This window comes from Duganella sp. Dugasp56, assembly GCF_047304105.1.
Lineage (GTDB): Bacteria > Pseudomonadota > Gammaproteobacteria > Burkholderiales > Burkholderiaceae_D > Rugamonas > Rugamonas hordei.
In genome coordinates this window covers 41,053-58,056 of the sequence record NZ_JBGLYQ010000033.1, presented here as the reverse complement: position 1 = coordinate 58,056, position 17,004 = coordinate 41,053, and the positions used below count along the sequence as shown (strand labels likewise).

Genomic DNA, 17,004 nt, shown 5'->3' with positions numbered 1-17,004 from the left:
GCACTAGTAGTTTGCACTAGCAATCACCTAATTCTGGAGAAACAACATGGCAGCTAAAGAAGTAATTTTCGGCGACGCAGCGCGCGCCAAAATGGTTGAAGGCGTCAACATCCTCGCCAACGCAGTCAAAGTTACCCTGGGCCCTAAAGGCCGCAACGTCGTGCTGGAACGCTCGTTCGGCGCCCCTACCGTCACCAAGGACGGCGTATCCGTTGCCAAGGAAGTCGAACTGAAAGACAAGCTGCAGAACATGGGCGCGCAAATGGTCAAGGAAGTTGCTTCCCGCACCAGCGACAACGCCGGCGACGGCACCACCACCGCCACCGTGCTGGCCCAGGCCATCGTGCGCGAAGGCATGAAGTTCGTTGCCGCCGGCATGAACCCAATGGACCTGAAGCGCGGCATCGACAAGGCGGTTGCCGCCACCGTCGAGCAGATCGCCATCATCGCCCGTCCATGCACCACCACCAAGGAAATCGCCCAGGTCGGCTCGATCTCCGCCAACTCGGATTCGTCGATCGGCGACCGCATCGCTGAAGCGATGGAAAAAGTCGGCAAGGAAGGTGTCATCACCGTGGAAGACGGCAAGTCGCTGAACGACGAGCTGGACATCGTTGAAGGTATGCAGTTCGACCGCGGCTACCTGTCGCCATACTTCATCAACAACCAAGAGAAGCAAGTCGCCATCCTGGACAATCCATTCGTCCTGCTGTGCGACAAGAAAATCTCCAACATCCGTGACCTGCTGCCGGTACTGGAACAAGTCGCGAAAGCCGGCCGTCCACTGCTGATCATCGCCGAAGACATCGAAGGCGAAGCGCTGGCCACCCTGGTTGTGAACAACATCCGCGGCATCCTGAAAACCTGCGCAGTCAAGGCCCCAGGCTTTGGCGACCGTCGCAAGGCCATGCTGGAAGACATCGCGATCCTGACCGGCGGTCAAGTGGTTGCTGAAGAAGTCGGCATGACCCTGGAAAAAATCTCGCTGGAAGAGCTGGGCCAGGCCAAGCGTATCGAAATCGGCAAGGAAAACACCATCGTCATCGACGGTGCTGGCCAGGCTGCCGCCATCGAAGGCCGCGTCAAGCAAATCCGCGTGCAGATCGAAGAAGCGACCTCGGACTACGACCGTGAAAAACTGCAAGAGCGCGTGGCCAAGCTGGCCGGCGGCGTTGCCGTGATCAAAGTCGGTGCAGCCACCGAAGTTGAAATGAAAGAGAAGAAAGCCCGCGTTGAAGATGCACTGCACGCTACCCGCGCTGCCGTGGAAGAAGGCATCGTGCCAGGCGGCGGCGTAGCCCTGCTGCGCGCTCGTGCCGCTCTGAACGTCAAAGGCGACAACCCGGACCAGGACGCAGGTATCAAGATCGTCCTGCGCGCCATGGAAGAGCCACTGCGCATGATCGTGCAAAACGCCGGCGAAGAAGCTTCGGTGGTGGTTGCAGCGGTTCTGGCAGGCAAAGGTAACTACGGTTACAACGCCGCCAACGGCACCTACGGCGACATGGTTGAAATGGGCGTGCTGGATCCAGCCAAAGTCACCCGCTCGGCACTGCAGAACGCAGCGTCGATCGCCGGCCTGATGCTGACCACCGACTGCATGATCGCTGAAGTCACCGAAGACAAACCAGCCGGCGGCATGGGCGGTATGGGTGGCATGGGCGGCATGGGTGGTATGGACGGCATGATGTAATTGCCGGCATAAGCCTCGCTGTACAAGAAAGCCAGCTTCTTCGGAAGCTGGCTTTTTTTATGGGTGCAAGCCGCGTTCGATTGAAAAGTCAAAATTGATTTAAATACAATCAATCTCTACAATCGATGTTCCTCAATCACCTTCGGACCTCACCCTATGCGCGCCTATAGCCTTCTGCCGCTGCTGCTTTGCGCCGGCTTCGCTTCCCTCGCCCACGCCCAGATGCCGACGCAGGACACTGTCAAGGGCGGCAAGGATCATCCGCTGCTGTCCCGCTTTGAAGGGTCGAAGATGGTCGGCTACGGCATCAAGGAATTCGACGAAGTGATGCTGCCTTCCGGTAAACGCGTCGAGAACAAGGGCGGCCAGATGGCGTTTGACAGCGCGCTGCAGCTGGAAGGCAAGTACACCCGCATCGCCTACAACTATCCGAAGGAGCGCTCGGCGCTGGAAGTGATGCGCAACTATCAGGCTGCGCTGGACAAGGCCGGACTGAAAACCGTGTTCGCCTGTGCCAAGGAAACCTGCGGCAAAAACTTTGGCGAGTTTTTCCTGGAGAAGCGCGTTGGCGACAATTTCGTCAAGGGAAGCTCCGACTACTGGTCGCCCTTCAACTACGGCCGCGACGACGAGCGCTACCTGCTGGCCAAGGGCACCCGCCCCGACGGCTCGCTGGTCCACGTCGCCGTGTATTCGGTGGCGCCGGTGCAGGACAAGAACGGCGGCATCTACGTCGAGATCGTCGAAGCCAAGGCGATGGAAACCGGCAAAGTCTCCGCCAGCCTGAACGCGGCGGACATGGCCAAGGGCATCGCCGCCGATGGCAAGGTGGCCGTCTACGGCGTCTACTTCGACACCGACAAGACCGACGTCAAGCCGGAGTCGAAAACCGCGCTGGCCGAGATGGCCAAGCTGCTGCAACAGGACCCAAAATTAAAACTGTACGTGGTCGGCCACACCGACAACCAGGGCGCGCTGGCGCACAACGTCGACCTGTCGCAGAAGCGCGCGGAATCGGTGATCAAGGCGCTGGCGGCCGACTACAAGGTCGATGCGAAACGGCTGAGCGCCAAAGGCGTGGCGTCGTACGCGCCGGCGGCGTCGAACGATGCCGAAGCCGGACGCGAAAAGAACCGCCGCGTCGAGCTGGTCAAGCAATAAAGCCGAGCCCGGCAAGGGCCATTTCATGTCTGCTAAACTCGGCGTTTGTCCTTAGCCCAGCCAGCTCATGAAATCAGATGCGTCAACCCGCCGCCGTTCGCTGTTCGCCGCCTGCACGGCGCATGCCGTCCACGATGGCCTGACCGATCTCATCTACGTGCTGCTGCCGATCTGGCAGGCGCAGTTCGCCATCAGCTACGCGGTGGTCGGACTGCTGCGCGCATCCTATTCCGGCGTGATGGCCAGCTTCCAGTTGCTGGCCAGCCGCCTGGCGAAGCGCTGGGGACGGGAACGCATGCTGGTGGGCGGCACCGTGCTGGCCGGAATCGCCTACCTGATCGCGGGCCAGGCCGGCGGCCTGGCGATGCTGCTGGTGGCGCTGATGCTCGGCGGACTGGGCGCCAGCACGCAACATCCGCTGGCCTCGTCCATGGTCACCGATGCGCACGCGGCCGGCGGCGGCGTCAAGGAAGCGCTGTCGCAATATAACTTTGCCGGCGATATCGGCAAGACGCTGATTCCGGGCCTGACGGGCTTGCTGCTGGTGGTCGTCAGCTGGCAGGCCAGCGTGACGCTGATCGGCTTGCTCGGCCTGACCGCGGCCGGGCTGCTGTGGTGGCTGATACCCGCGCGCGGCGATTCCGCTCCCGGCAAGGCCAAGTCCGCCAGGGACGGAGGCGGCAAGGGTTCTGCGCGCGGCCTGCGCGCACTGCTGCTGACCGGCACGCTGGACAGCGCCGTGCGCATGGGCTTCCTCACCTTCCTGCCCTTCCTGTTGAAAAGCAAGGGCGCGGGAACAGCCGGCATCGGTTTCGCTTTATCGCTGCTGTTTGTCGGCGGCGCGTTCGGCAAGCTGTTCTGCGGCTACCTGGGCGCGCGCATCGGCATGATGAAGACTGTGTGGCTGACCGAGTCGCTCACGGCACTGTGCATCGTGCTGGCGGTATGGCTGCCGCTGGCCGGCGTGATGGCGATGCTGCCGCTGCTTGGGCTGGCCTTGAACGGGACTTCGTCGGTGCTGTATGGCGTCGTCCCGGAACTGGCCGCCGAGGGCAGGCATGAACGGGCTTTCGCGTTGTTCTACACCGGCACCATCGGCGCCGGCGCGCTGTCGCCCGTATTGTTCGGCGGCCTGGGGGACGCCACCAGCGTGCCCGTCGCCTTGATCGCGTTGGCGGCCATCCTGCTGTTCACATTGCCGTTATCGTGGCGCGTGCAACAGGAGTTGAACGGCTTGTGCGCGCCGAATTAATGGGTTCTACGTTAAGCTGTTTCTGCACAAGGACACGACACGGGAGTGCAGAATGGAAACACAGGAAATCCATCGCGGTCGCCTGATCGACCATATCCAGCTGGTAGTGCGGGATCTTCCCGCTTCGCAAAAATTTTACGCGGCCGTCTTCGAGGTCCTGGCCATTCCGATGGGCGGTACGGGCGAAGGATATTTCTGGGCCGACGAATTATTCGTCTCCACCGCCGACAGCGAAGCGGCCCAGGGCGTCCTGACCGGCCGCCATCATCTGGCGTTCCAGGCGCGGGACCGCGCCGTGGTGGACGCGTTCCACAAGGCGGCGCTGGCCAACGGCGGAGCGGACAACGGCGGCCCCGGCGAGCGTGCCTATCATCCAGGCTACTACGCAGCCTTTGTGCTGGACCCTGACGGCAACAATATCGAAGCCGTCCACCACGGCGCCGCCCAGCGCAGCGTACCGTCGGTAAAAATCACGTTCTAGGCGACTATTTGGCTGGCGTTATCCCGGTTTGTTATGATGACCGCATCGACCTCGTTCAGAATTCAGCCATCATGATCTTCCGCCAGCTTTTCGACCCCACCTCCTCCACCTACACCTACCTGCTGGGCGATAGCGGCGAGGCCCTACTGATCGACCCGGTGTACGAGCAGGTGCCGCGCGACCTGGCGCTGCTGCAGGAGCTGGGCCTGCGCCTGCTGGCGACGCTCGACACCCATGTGCACGCCGACCACGTGACCGGCGCCTGGCGCCTGCATCACAGTTGCGGCAGCGGCATCGCGCTGGCGAAAGTGGCCGGCGCGGAACTGGCGGACCGGCCGCTGGTGCACGGCGACCGCATCGACTTCGGCAGCCGCCACCTGACCGTGCGCGCCACGCCCGGCCACACCAACGGTTGCCTGACCTATGTGCTGGACGACCAGAGCATGGCCTTCACCGGCGACAGCCTGCTGATACGCGGCTGCGGCCGCACCGACTTCCAGCAAGGCAGCCCGCAGCAGCTGTTCGCCTCGGTGCACGAGCAAATCCTGACGCTGCCCGACACCTGCCTGCTCTATCCGGCGCACGACTACCGCGGCATCACCGTCACCAGCGTGGCCGAGGAACGCCGCTTCAACCCGCGCCTGGGCGGCGATGTCGACGTCGGTGACTTCAGCGGCTACATGAACCATCTCAACTTGCCGCATCCAAAATTGATGGATGTGGCGGTACCCGCCAACCTGCGCTGCGGCAAACCCGAGGGCGACACGCCCGCGCCCGGCTCGCCCACCTGGGCACCGCTGACGCTGCGCTTCAGCGGCGTATGGGAAATCGAACCGATGGCCCTGCTGGAGCACGCGGCCAAGGTACAGATCGTCGACGTGCGCGAAGCGCCGGAATTCATCGACCGCCTCGGCCACTTGCCGGGCGCGCAGCTGGTGCCGCTGTCGCAGCTGATGGATCGGCTGGGCGAACTGGACCGCGACCGGCCGGTGGTGGCGGTCTGCCGCTCTGGCGTGCGCTCGGCCCAGGCCAGTGTGCTGCTGGCCAAGGCCGGCTTCAGCCAGGTCGCCAACCTGGCTGGCGGCATGCTGCGCTGGAAGAGCGAGGCGCTGCCGGTGGCGTCGGACAGCCTCTAGGCGCCAGGAAATCCTCGGCCCCTATTGCTGGCAAGTAATTGCAAATACGCAACAACAGATATATTTCTTGCATCCTCCTGGCGGATCGTGGTACCTTATGCTTGTGATTTGGAAACATGTGTTACCAATCGAGCATTAACCCAGCCCCCAGTCAGGAAAAACATTATGAAGAACATCGTCAAAGTCGCACTGCTGAGCGCCATATTGGCAGCCGGCGCCGCTCACGCCGCCTCGCACCCTGGCCCTGGCTCGTCCAGCGCCAGCGATGTCAAACTCAGCACGGATGCTGCCGATAAGTTCCTACTGATCCAGAGCAGCAACATCAACCCGATCCAGTCGACCGCAGGTTTCGCCAGCCAGTTCGCCGCAGCGTCCCTGACGGCTGCCAATAGCTGGACCCTGGCCGAAACAGTCCAATCTGACAACGGCGTCCTGACGCTGACGGACAAAGCCGCCCTCGATGGACTGAGCTTCTCGTTCACCCAGGCAGCCAGCCGCACCACCGGCACCTGGTCGGTCACCAACACCAACCTGACCAAGAACACCACCGTCGACCTGACGCTGTCCTTCCACGCTGGCAACAACGTCGGCAGCTTCCTGTTCGACAACCAGGCGGTATCGGCAGGCCAAACGCTGACCGGCACCTGGGCCATCAAATGGCTCAACAACGCCAACAGCGCCAGCAGCATCCCGCTGTTCTCGAACGTGGGCATCTACACCGGCCAGCGCTCGCTGACATCGGCCGTTCCAGAACCGACCACCTATGGCATGATGCTGGCCGGCCTGGGCCTGGTGGGCTTCGTCGCGCGCCGCCGCAAGTCCAGCTAAGCAAACCGCGCAGTCATCAAAAACGCCAGCAATCATGCTGGCGTTTTTTATTGCGGATGCCCAAGCTCAGGCGTCGCGGAACTCCGCTTCGATTTCATCGCGGCGCGGGGTGTCGGCGATGTGCAGGACCAAGGTTTCGCGCAGCTCGTGGGCGGGATGCACGGCGCGGTGCTTGGCGAACCAGAAGACCTCGCCCAACTCTTCGTCCTCGTGCGCGGTGGTGACCACCAACTGCTCGTCGGGAACGTCTTCGTAGTCGGACGCTTCCAGGCTGGCGTCCTCCACCGCTTCGCGCCAGGCTTCGCATTGGCTGCCCCATGCCAGCGCATACACGCAGCCCGACGCCACCAGGGCGCGGCTGGTTTCCCACATTGTCATCTCCGCCACGTCGGCCTCGACGACCAGCACGGCCTTGAAATGCGACAGGCCTTCCAGCGCGGGAAGATCGCTGTCCGGAGCAAGATGTAAATAACGGATGACGGGTTTCTGCATGATGGAACCATAGATGACGATTCCCGGATTTTAACAGGGAGGAGCAAGCCCCTCCCCGCGCTCACGGTTTAAAACGGATCCAGCGCGACGGTGAACTTGCCGCTCGCATCAAGCGCGCCCATCGTATAGCCCTGCCAGCCCGGATACGCCTGCGGCTCCCAGTAGAACACGCCCAGCCCGTTCGAGCCCAGCGCCTTGGTCTTGGCCAGCAGATCGGCCAGCATCGCCTTGGTGGCGGCCGCCTGCGTCCAGTCCATGCCCACTTCCGACACGATCACCGGCTTGGCATAGCGCGACACCATGTCCCACATATTGGTCGAGATCTTGTTGTTGTAGTTGGCCCAGTCCGATGCCGGCGGATAGTGCGACATGCCGATCACGTCCCACTTGGCGCCGGCGTTCTTGACGCCGTCGAAGAACCAGCGGTACAGCGCGTTGTCATAGCCGTTCGACAGATGCAGGATCACCTTGGCGCTCGGATAGACCGCCTTGGTGGCGTTGTAGCCGCTGTTGATCAGGCCCGCCAGGTTGCTGAAGCTGGTGGTCTTCCCCTCTGGCCACAGCATGCCGCCGTTGATCTCGTTGCCCACCTGTACCCACTCGACCGTGATGCCGTTGGTCTTCAGGTAATTCAGGATGCCCTGCGTGTGGCTGTAGACGTCGTTGTTGAGCTGCGCCAGCGTGTGGCTGCTCCAGGCGGCGGGCTTGGTCTGCTGGCCGGGATCGGCCCAGCTGTCGCTGTAGTGGAAGTCGACCATGATGCGCTGGCCTTGGGCGGCCGCGCGCTTGGCCTTGTACAGCACGTCGGCGCCGTCGTTCCAGCCGCCGCTCGGGTTGACCCACACGCGCAGCCGGATCGCATTGACCTGCAGGTTTTTCAGCAGTACAAACGGATCGGTCTTCACGCCGCTGCTGTTATAAAACGAGTAGCCGCTGGACTCCTGCTGGCTGACCCAGCCCACGTCGGCGCCGTTGGCGAAGGTGGCCGAGTACGCGGCCGCGCTCAACGCCAGGCCGAAAAATGCGAACAGCAAATTCTTGAGTTTCATGTAGTCTCCAGTGTTTTTATGGTTTGAATGACACTCGCTGCGAACCGCCTGTGCGCACCTCCCCCCGCCGCGTCGCGCGGCATGTCAAAAACTGAAGCTCGGAATTGAAGCGTTAAACCGCGTCGCTAGCCGAAGCGCGCGGCGGGAACGCCGGCCACCTCGACCTGCACGGCGAACAGCGCGCCGGTCAGCGGAAACTCCTGCAACTGCTCCGGCGTGTTGTCTTCACGCGCAGTGGTGATGAACAAGGTCTTCAGGTCGGCGCCGCCGAAGGTGCACGAGGCGGGATTGCGCACCGGCACGCGGATGGTCGCCAGCAGCTCGCCCTCGGCCGAGTAGCGGCAAACGCGGCCACCGCCCCACTGCGCGATCCACACGCAGCCTTCGCTGTCGACCGTCATGCCGTCCGGCGAACCTTCGCCTTCGCCGAACTGGCGCCACAGGCGCGGCGCGCCCAGCGTGCCGTCCGCCGCCAGCGGATAGGCGTAGGTGCGGTCCTCGTAGCTGTCGGTGTGGTACATGGTGGCGCCGTCGTTGCTGAAGGCCGGGCCGTTGCAGATGTGATAGCCCTCGTCCGCCACCGTCAGCGACAGGTCGGCATCGAGGCGGAACAGCATGCCGATCGCCTGCGCGTAATCGGTGTTGTGCATGGAGCCTGTCCAGATGCGGCCGGCGCTGTCGGCCTTGGCGTCGTTCATGCGCAGGCCGCTGCCGGCCGGGAATGGGCGGTGCAGGTATTCGATGCGCAGTTCCGGTTCCAGCCACACGCGGGCGATGCCGTCGCGCAGGCCGGCCATGAAGCCGTCGCCGTCGCGGCGGGCGACCAGCCAGCAGATGTAGTCCGGCATGGCCCAGCTGCGGCGCGCGCCGCTTGCCACGTCCAGCGCATGCAGGGCCTGGTTCTTCAGGTCGACAAAGTACAAGCGGTTTTGTTCCGCCACCCACAACGGGCCTTCGCCCAGCTGCGCGTTGGCTTCCCACAGGCATTGCACATCGGGTTGCACATCTTGTTCGCTCATCAGTTCTGCTCCGAGTCTGGAATCCCGCATCATACTTTCAAGGCACGCCACTTGGCGACATAGGCCGCCGCGCGCTGCGCCAGTTCGTCGAGCGTGGTGCCCGGCGTGTACAGCTGGCCGCCGATGCCGAAACCGGTGGCGCCGGCGCGCACCCAGCCTTCCATGTTGTCGGGCGTGATGCCTCCGACCGGCCACATCGGCGTACCGGCCGGCACCACGCTGTTGAAGGCTTTCATGCCTGCGTGGCCGACCATATCGGCGGGGAACAGCTTGAGCGCGTCGGCGCCGGCATCCAGCGCGGCAAATGCCTCGGTTGGCGTGGCGACGCCCGGCGCGCAATACATGCCCAGATCGGCGGCGCGGCGTATCACCGCCGGATTGCAGTTCGGCGACACCAGCAGGCGGCCGCCCGCCTCGTGCACCGCGTCGACGTGGGCGACGGTCAGCATGGTGCCGCCGCCGACCAGCGTATCGGCCAGATTCAGCTTGACCAGCGTGGCGATGCACTCGATCGCGCCGGGACGGTTCAGCGGCACTTCCAGCGCGCGGAAGCCGGCCTGGTGCAGCACCTTGCCGACATCGGCAGCTTCGGCGGGCGCCAGGCCGCGCAGGATGGCGACCAATGGCGTGGCGGGGTGGGGTTGGTTCATTGTGGACCTTTGAGGAATTGGGAGATCGCGGTGCAATAGACCCGGTGCGGATCGAGCACCTCGCACTGCAAGCCGAAATGCGCGGCGGCGACGGCGTAGCGGGCCGCCAGCGCCGGCGAGCCGATGACCGTGATGCCGCCGGCGCCGGCCTGCGCGCGCGCGGCGGCGAATTCGGCGCCGATCAGCAGGCCGCTGACCACGGCCGGCGCCTGCTGCGCCGGCGCGGAGCGCGACACCACGCCGGCGCGCACACGGAACAGCGTGTTCGACAGCGGTTCGTTCCTGCCGGCCTGGTTCAAGCCGATGGCAAAGCCTTCGGCATCGGCCGCGTCGCCGCCCATCATGGACGACAAGGTGCCGCCGGCCGACAGCATGGCGAACAGCTCGCCGGTCATGTAAGTGGACAGCGACTGGATCACGCCGTCGCGCAGCAGCACCCATTTGCTGTGGGTGCCGGGCAGCACCAGCCAGCCGTCGCGATGGCCCAGCGCGACCGCGCCCAGCAGCTGCGTTTCCTCGCCGCGCATGACGTCGACGTCCGAACCGCTGCGATAGCAATAGCCGGGCACGATGCGGCAGCGGCCGGCCCAGTCGGGATCGGCGACCGGCGCCAGGTGCGCGGGCAACTGCCGCAGCGGCACCGAGGCGTCGAGATAGCCGACTTCCTGCCAGCCGGAGGCGCTGCCGACCATGCCGGACAGAATCACCGGCACGTCGGCGGAGATGCCCATGGCAGCGAGCAGCCCGGCCAGCGATGCGCTGAAATGCTGCTGTCCGCCGACCGCCAGCATGCCCTGGCCATCCTCGTGTTCGGCCACGCAGGCGCCGGTTTGATCGATCAGATAGGCGCGCCGGTTGCTGGTGCCCCAGTCTATTGCCAGTATGTTTTTGTCCACTATGACGGAATCCTTTGATTGTCTGCCATGATGGTACGAAAAAGCCCGCCCCCACTCCAATGAATTATCACGCCGGAGTAATACAAAAATGATATAGCCAGTCACCGGGAAAAGTTGCCCGATAGATGCCTTTGGTTTAGTATGGCCGTCAAGAAAATAGTCCAGGCAACTCCCCCTATGGAATCTCGCACCCCGTCCCCCCGAAATCTGTACCTGGCAGGCGCCGTTGCCGGCGCCCTGCTGCTGGGCGCGGCCGCGTATTTCGCCAGCGTCACGCCGGCCGAGTCGCAGGTGATGCCGGCGTCGGCCAAGGTGCCGGCCAGCGCCAGCGCGTCCGCCTCGGTCAGCGCCAAGGCCGTCGTGGCGCCGCGCGCTCCCGCCGCCGCCAATGTGGCGCCGGTGGTGCCGGCGGAACCGCAGCATCTGCGCAGCAAGGAGCAGGCCGCCAGCGCGCTGATGGCCTTGCCGGAACTGCAAGCCTGGTCGGCCATCGTCGAGAAGAATTCGGGCGGAAAATCGCACGGGGCGCTGATCGAGTACGACCCGGCCCCGCGCAAGCTGAACGGCAAGAATTACTGGCAGTTCAGCTTTGTGGAAAACAGCGCGGAAGCCGCCCAGCGCTGGGAAAGCTTCCTGGTATCGTCGAGCGACGAAGAGATCCTGGTGGAAGACGCCAGCACCGACGAAGTCATCAGCCTGGCGCGCTGGCGCCGCGAAAAACACCCCGCCAAGCGCACCAGCATCGATAACTAGTCAACTAGGCCGCCTGGCGCTCCCCGGCCGGCGCAACAGTTGCCGCGCCGCCCACCTGCCCTATCCACAGTACCGAGAACAAGGTCAATCCCGCCGCGATCCAGCCGTTCAGGCTGTAGCCGGAGATATGTCCGGCCGCATCGGTATGCAGCCACAAGCCGCCCACCAGCGCGCCGACGCCGCTGCCGATCTGCTGGATCGCCGAATTGGCGCTGAGGAAGGCGCCGCGTTTGGCCGGATCCGGCACCGTCGTCATCAGCGCCTGCATCGGAATGTTGCGGCCCGACAGCGCCGTCATGAAGAACGGGAAGAACAGGATCACCGCGTACAGCGGTATCTGCGGCATGTGGGTCATGAACATCAGCGGCAGGATCGAGAACAGGGCCACGTAGCGGTAGACCTTGTGCGCCCCGACCCGGTCCGACCAGCGGCCCAGCATGCGCGCCGTGAACAAGGTCGCCACGCCGCCGGCCAGGTAGACAAAGGTGATCTCGGCCGGCTGCACGCCGATGTTACTGACCAGCACAGGCGAAATAAACGGAATCACCATCATGCCCGTCATCATGTTCACGCCCGACAGCAGGAAAGCCTTCAGGTGGCCGCCCACCTTGTACAAGCCGATCAGGTCGGGCAGCACCTGGGCCAGCGGCACGCGCCGGCCCAGGTGGCCATCCAGCGACGGCAGCACGCGCCAGGCGCCGAACCAGATCAGCAGCGAGAACAGCACCAGCAGGTAGAACGGCGAGGCCCAGCCGTAGTGCGCGGCCAGCATGACGCCGGTCGGCACGCCGGCCACGGCCGCCAGGCTGAACGAGGTCATGACGATGCCGGTGGCCGCGCCGCGGCGGTGGGCCGGAATCAGGTCGCCGATGATGGCCATGATGATGGACGCCAGCACGCCGCCGGTCAGGCCGGCAAAGGCGCGCGACAGCACCAGCACATGGAAGTTGGGCGCGACGGCGCACGCCAGGTTCGACAGCGTGAACAGCGCGAACATGGCCAGCAGCAGGCGCTTGCGGTCGAAGCGGTCGATGTACATCGACGCCAGCAGGCCGGAGATGCCGGCGCACCAGGCATAGGCCGACACGGCGCCGGACACGGCCGCCGGCTCGATGGCGAAGGCGCGCATCAGCTGCGGCGCCAGCGGCATCATGACCATGAAGTCCATGATGACGGTGAACTGCGTCAGCGCCAGCAGCCACAGCACGAGGCGCTCGCGCGCCTCGGGCAGCGGTAAAGCGGGAGGGACGGTTGATTGCATATTGTTGTTTCCCTTCCGGTGTCAATCCAGCGCCAGGATCTCGGCGGTGGTGCGGCGCAGGATGGCACGGATATGCTCCAGCTTGGCCGCGCTCGGGTGGTTTTCCAGGCCCTGGGCGATCACCGCATGCTTCAGCTCATGCATGATGTTGCGCAGGTCGTCGCGCGATTCGGCCGGATCGCTCATGCGCGCCACGATGGCGTCGACAAACTGGCGGTTCTCGGCCAGGAAGGCCTCGCCCTCCGGCGTGATGGTGTGCAGCTTCTTGTTGCCGTCGGCGGTGGCGACCACGTGGCCCATATCCAGCAGCATCGACAGCAGCGGATAGATCGCGCCGGGGCTGGGGGTGTAGCCGCCGCCGGAGCGCTGCTCCAGCTCCTTGATGATCTCGTAGCCGTGGCGCGGCTTCTCGGAAATCAGCTGCAGCACGATATAGCGCATGGCGCCGGCATCGAACATTTTCGGACCACGGCCACGGCCGCCGCCGCGATGGTGGTGATGGTCGCCGTGCGGGCCGTGCGGACGGTGCTTATGATGCAGAAATCCAAACATGAGTCTCTCCTTCGATATGACAAGTTAAGATATAACTTATTAAGACATATCTTAACTTGTTTGCGGAAGAGTTCAAGCAGGAATTTGTAACAGGCAAAAAAAAAGGCAGACCGCGCGGTCTGCCTTTTTTACCCGCTCCGGACGGCTTTAACTGTCCAGGTGGGAAATCAGCAGGCGGCGGTTGTCGGCGTCGCCGCTGGATTTGTGTTCGACCACCAGGCGTGAGTTCTGCGTGTCCAGCGAAATACCGACCGACAGGATGTCGATCAGCAGCAGCTGCAGGATGCGCGAAATCATCGACAGGAAGGTCGTGCTGTCCTCGCTGTGGTCGACCGCCAGGCAGACCGTCGCCTTCTTGGCCAGCGGCGAATTGCTCGACGTGATGGCGATGACGTCCGCCCCCGCCGCGCGCGCCGCGTCGACCGCCGCCAGCAGATCCGGCAGCTTGCCCGAATTGGAAATCGCGATCACCACGTCGCCCGGATTCAGCAGCTCCGCCGCCAGCGTCAGCAGGTGCGAGTCGCCATAGGCCGAGGTCGGAATGCGGAAGCGGAAGAACTTGTGCTGGCCGTCCAGCGCCACCACGCGTGAATTGCCCATCGCGTAGAACTCCACCCGCTTGGCCTTGGCCACCAGCGCGATCGCCTTGTCCAGCGAACGCACGTCCAGCTGGTCGCGGAACTTCAGGATCGCGGAAACGGTATTGTCGATCACCTTGGCGCTCAGGTCGTGCGTGCTGTCGCTGACGCGCACCTGGCTGTGGCGCACGGGAATCGCGCCGGTCAGGCTGCTGGCGAACTTCAGCTTGAAATCGGCCAGGCCGAGGAAGCCCAGCGAGCGGCAGAAGCGGATCACGGTCGGCTGGCTCACCTCGGCCAGGCGCGCGATGTCGGCGATCGGCTCGTTCAGCACCAGGCGCGGCTGCTCCAGCACCAGCTGCGCCACGCGCTGCTCGGCCGGCGTCAGCTCGTGCTGCAGATGCTGGACGCGTTCCATCAGCGTGTTGGCGCCGCTGCGGCCGCGCAGGTGCTCGGACAGGATGGTCGCCACGCCGTAGAACGCCGGGTTCGGCGTGGTGATGACGTAGGTCGGAATCTCGGACAGGTAGCTGGTGAAGCGCCCCTTGGCTTCGAAGCGGGTGCGGAACGGCGACGAGGCGAACCACTCGCCCATGCGCGGCACGATGCCGCCGCCGATGAACATGCCGCCGAACGCGCCCAAGGTGACGGCCAGGTTGGCGGTGGCGCCGCCCAGCATCGCGCAGAAGCATTCCAGCACTTCCAGGCACAGCGGATCCTTGTCGGTCAGCGCACCGGCCATGATTTCCTGCGACGTCAGGTCGCGCACCTGGCGGCCGTTGCGCTTGGCGATGGCGCGGTAGATGATCTCCATGCCGGGGCCGGAAATCAGCCGCTCGGTCGACACGTGCGACCAGGTCTGCCAGGCGTACTGCAGGATCGAATATTCGCGCTCGTCGGCCGGCGCGAAGTTGGTGTGGCCGCCTTCCGAACCGAGCGTGACGAAACCGTCGACGGTCGGGATCACGCCCGACACGCCGAGGCCGGTGCCCGGCCCCAGCACGCCGATGACGGAATTGGACGCCGGCTTGCCGCCGCCCACCTGCATCAGGTCGGCCGGCTTCAGGCCCGGCAGCGACATCGCCAGCGCGGTAAAGTCGTTCACCACCAGCAGCGTGTGCAGGCCCAGCGCGCGGCGCACTTCGTCGGTGGAGAATTCCCAGTCGCGGTTGGTCATGCGCACGTGGTCGCCGCTGACCGGGTTGGCCACCGCCAGCGCCGCGTGGTTCAGCGTGATATCGGAATGATCCGACAGATAGGAGCGCAGCATCGCCACGATGTCGGTGTAGTCGTCGCACTTGAGCACGCGCACCGCACGGAACTCGCCGGGCGCGGTCTGCAGCGCGAAGCGGGCGTGGGTGGCGCCGATGTCGGCCAGCAGGCGCGGGCCGTCGGCAAAGGCGGTGCGATTCAGTTTTTGATCCACTTCAGCTTGTTTCATCGTCGATTCAGTCAAAACAGTTGGCGGAAGCATACCCGAAATACGTAATGTTAAGAAGGAAACGATGCGAAAACGTGGCGCTCCCTTCCTTTATCTGGCGTACCCAAACCACGCGCCGAAGGCCGGCAGCCGCACCTGGCCGTCGGTCACCGTGCCCGGCAGGCCGTAGCCTTCCATCTGCTCGGCGCCCACCGCCTGCGGCAGTGCGAAGCTGGCCGGCTCGGCGCCCAGGTTGAACACGGCGATGATGCCGCGCTCGCCCTCCGCATCGCGGCGCAGCGCCAGCACCGGTTCCGGCGTGTCGAAGAACTGGATCGCGCCGCGCGTCAGCTGCGGCAGCTTGCGGCGCCAGGCGATGAACTTGCGGGTAAATTCCAGCGACGATCCGGCATCGCCTTCCTGCACCGAGGCCGCCTTGGCGATGTGGTCCGGCGACACCGGCAGCCACGGCTTGCCGCTGGTGAAGCCGCCGTTCGCTTCGGCGCTCCACGCCATCGGCGTGCGGCAGCCGTCGCGGCCCTTGAACTCCGGCCAGAAGGTGATGCCGTACGGGTCCTGCAGCAGTTCGAACGGCACGTCCGCTTCGGCAAACGCCAGCTCGTCGCCCTGGTACAGGCACGGCGTGCCTTTCAGCGACAGCTGCATCGCCAGGATCATCTTGGCGAAGGCCACCGGCGCCGCGGGGCCGCCCCAGCGGGTCGCCACGCGCTGCACGTCGTGGTTGCCGACCGACCAGGAAGCCCAGCCGCCCTTGACGCGCGCCTCGAAATTCTCGACCTGCTTGCGGATGTAGTGCGAGGAGCAAGTCGGCACCAGCAGGTTGAAGCTGTAGGCCATGTGCAGCTTGTCGCCGTCGGCCGTGTACTCGGCCATCACGGCCAGCGAATCGTCGGCGCCCACTTCGCCGATGGCGACCGCCTTGTATTCGTTCAGCAGCGCGCGCAGCTTCTGCAGGAACGGCAGGTTCTCCGGACGGCTCTTGTCGTAGATGTGCGCCTGCATGCCGTACGGGTTCACGTCCGACACGGTGGCCGTGTCGCGGTTGGTGGCCGGCGGATTGCTGCGCAGCTCCAGATCGTGGAAGTGGAAGTTGGAGGCGTCCAGGCGGATGCCGTCGACGCCGCGCTCCAGCCAGAAGCGCAGCGCGTCCAGGTGCGCCTGCTGCACTTGCGGATTGTGGAAATTGACCTGCGGCTGGCTGACCAGGAAATTGTGTAAATAGTATTGACGACGGCGGGTATCCCACTGCCACGACGAGCCGCCGAACACCGACATCCAGTTGTTCGGCGGATTGCCGTCCGGCGCGGGATCGGACCACACATACCAGTCGGCCTTGGGATTGTCGCGGCTGGAACGGCTCTCCTTGAACCACGGATGCTCTTCGGCCGTGTGCGCCATCACCTGGTCGATCATGATCTTCAGCCCCAGGCTGTGCGCCCTGGCGATCATCGCGTCGAAATCGGCCAAGGTGCCGAACATCGGATCGACGTCGCAGTAGTCGGAAATGTCGTAGCCGAAGTCCTTCATCGGCGACTTGAAATAAGGCGAGATCCAGACGATGTCCACGCCCAGCGATGCGATATAGTCCAGCTTTGCCGTAATACCAGGTATATCGCCGATGCCGTCACCGTTGGTATCGTTGAAGCTGCGCGGGTAAACCTGGTAGATGATCGCCTCGCGGTACCAGTCCTGGGCGTGCGGGGAGACTTGTGTAAGTTGTTTAGTCATAAGAAAATCCGGGGTTGGCAAAACTGGATATAGG

16 protein-coding genes are annotated in these 17,004 nt (G+C 64.3%); 7 read left to right on the top strand and 9 right to left on the bottom strand.

The window, feature by feature from the left end; translation table 11 throughout:
- Positions 1–46 precede the first annotated feature (46 nt).
- From groL to ACCD07_RS22120, 6 genes are all read left to right on the top strand, one after another.
- Positions 47–1,693 carry a chaperonin GroEL gene (gene groL, locus ACCD07_RS22145; protein ID WP_176652772.1) on the top strand — a complete coding sequence of 549 codons (1,647 nt, stop codon included), beginning with the start codon at positions 47–49 and terminating at the stop codon, positions 1,691–1,693.
- Positions 1,694–1,849: 156 nt separating this feature from the next.
- Positions 1,850–2,854 carry an OmpA family protein gene (locus tag ACCD07_RS22140; protein WP_176652771.1) on the top strand — a complete coding sequence of 335 codons (1,005 nt, stop codon included), beginning with the start codon at positions 1,850–1,852 and terminating at the stop codon, positions 2,852–2,854.
- A gap of 67 nt (positions 2,855–2,921) precedes the next feature.
- Positions 2,922–4,106, top strand: coding sequence for an MFS transporter (locus tag ACCD07_RS22135; RefSeq protein ID WP_413448573.1), 1,185 nt, complete (start codon positions 2,922–2,924; stop codon positions 4,104–4,106).
- Positions 4,107–4,158: 52 nt separating this feature from the next.
- Positions 4,159–4,587, top strand: a complete 429-nt coding sequence (locus ACCD07_RS22130) for a VOC family protein (RefSeq protein ID WP_413448572.1) — start codon at positions 4,159–4,161, stop codon at positions 4,585–4,587.
- 71 nt (positions 4,588–4,658) lie between these two features.
- Positions 4,659–5,723: a rhodanese-like domain-containing protein gene (locus tag ACCD07_RS22125; protein ID WP_413448571.1), complete on the top strand. Its 1,065-nt coding sequence runs from the start codon at positions 4,659–4,661 to the stop codon at positions 5,721–5,723.
- Positions 5,724–5,888: 165 nt separating this feature from the next.
- On the top strand, positions 5,889–6,551 hold the full coding sequence (locus ACCD07_RS22120) for a PEP-CTERM sorting domain-containing protein (RefSeq protein ID WP_413448570.1): 663 nt from the start codon (positions 5,889–5,891) through the stop codon (positions 6,549–6,551).
- A gap of 66 nt (positions 6,552–6,617) precedes the next feature.
- On the opposite strand, the gene ACCD07_RS22115 is transcribed toward ACCD07_RS22120, so the two are convergent.
- The 5 genes from ACCD07_RS22115 to ACCD07_RS22095 form a co-directional block, all read right to left on the bottom strand.
- The gene (locus ACCD07_RS22115) at positions 6,618–7,043 is read right to left on the bottom strand and encodes a hypothetical protein (protein ID WP_176652767.1); all 426 of its coding nucleotides are present in this window, start codon (positions 7,041–7,043) and stop codon (positions 6,618–6,620) included.
- 68 nt (positions 7,044–7,111) lie between these two features.
- Positions 7,112–8,092, bottom strand: coding sequence for an arabinogalactan endo-beta-1,4-galactanase (locus tag ACCD07_RS22110; protein WP_413448569.1), 981 nt, complete (start codon positions 8,090–8,092; stop codon positions 7,112–7,114).
- Between the two features lie 125 nt (positions 8,093–8,217).
- Positions 8,218–9,111 (bottom strand): SMP-30/gluconolactonase/LRE family protein, encoded by an 894-nt coding sequence (locus ACCD07_RS22105; RefSeq protein WP_413448568.1) that lies wholly within the window; start codon positions 9,109–9,111, stop codon positions 8,218–8,220.
- A gap of 29 nt (positions 9,112–9,140) precedes the next feature.
- Positions 9,141–9,761: a 2-dehydro-3-deoxy-6-phosphogalactonate aldolase gene (locus ACCD07_RS22100; protein ID WP_413448567.1), complete on the bottom strand. Its 621-nt coding sequence runs from the start codon at positions 9,759–9,761 to the stop codon at positions 9,141–9,143.
- Entirely contained in the window at positions 9,758–10,657 is a 900-nt protein-coding gene (locus ACCD07_RS22095; protein ID WP_176652763.1) for a 2-dehydro-3-deoxygalactonokinase, read from the bottom strand. The genes ACCD07_RS22100 and ACCD07_RS22095 overlap by 4 nt, the downstream gene beginning before the upstream one ends.
- A 177-nt stretch (positions 10,658–10,834) precedes the next feature.
- Here ACCD07_RS22095 and ACCD07_RS22090 point away from each other — a divergent pair, with 177 nt between their 5' ends.
- Positions 10,835–11,410, top strand: coding sequence for a hypothetical protein (locus ACCD07_RS22090; protein ID WP_413448566.1), 576 nt, complete (start codon positions 10,835–10,837; stop codon positions 11,408–11,410).
- 4 nt (positions 11,411–11,414) lie between these two features.
- Here the strand turns inward: ACCD07_RS22090 and ACCD07_RS22085 are convergent, their stop codons facing one another.
- The 4 genes from ACCD07_RS22085 to ACCD07_RS22070 form a co-directional block, all read right to left on the bottom strand.
- Positions 11,415–12,671, bottom strand: a complete 1,257-nt coding sequence (locus tag ACCD07_RS22085) for an MFS transporter (protein WP_413448565.1) — start codon at positions 12,669–12,671, stop codon at positions 11,415–11,417.
- Positions 12,672–12,692: 21 nt separating this feature from the next.
- On the bottom strand, positions 12,693–13,223 hold the full coding sequence (locus ACCD07_RS22080) for a PadR family transcriptional regulator (RefSeq protein WP_176652761.1): 531 nt from the start codon (positions 13,221–13,223) through the stop codon (positions 12,693–12,695).
- Positions 13,224–13,370: 147 nt separating this feature from the next.
- A complete protein-coding gene (locus ACCD07_RS22075) occupies positions 13,371–15,242 on the bottom strand; it encodes a glucokinase (RefSeq protein ID WP_176652760.1) in 1,872 nt (623 codons plus the stop codon).
- A 90-nt stretch (positions 15,243–15,332) separates the two neighbouring features.
- A complete protein-coding gene (locus ACCD07_RS22070; protein WP_413448564.1) occupies positions 15,333–16,970 on the bottom strand; it encodes an alpha-amylase family glycosyl hydrolase in 1,638 nt (545 codons plus the stop codon).
- Between the last annotated feature and the right edge of the window lie 34 nt (positions 16,971–17,004).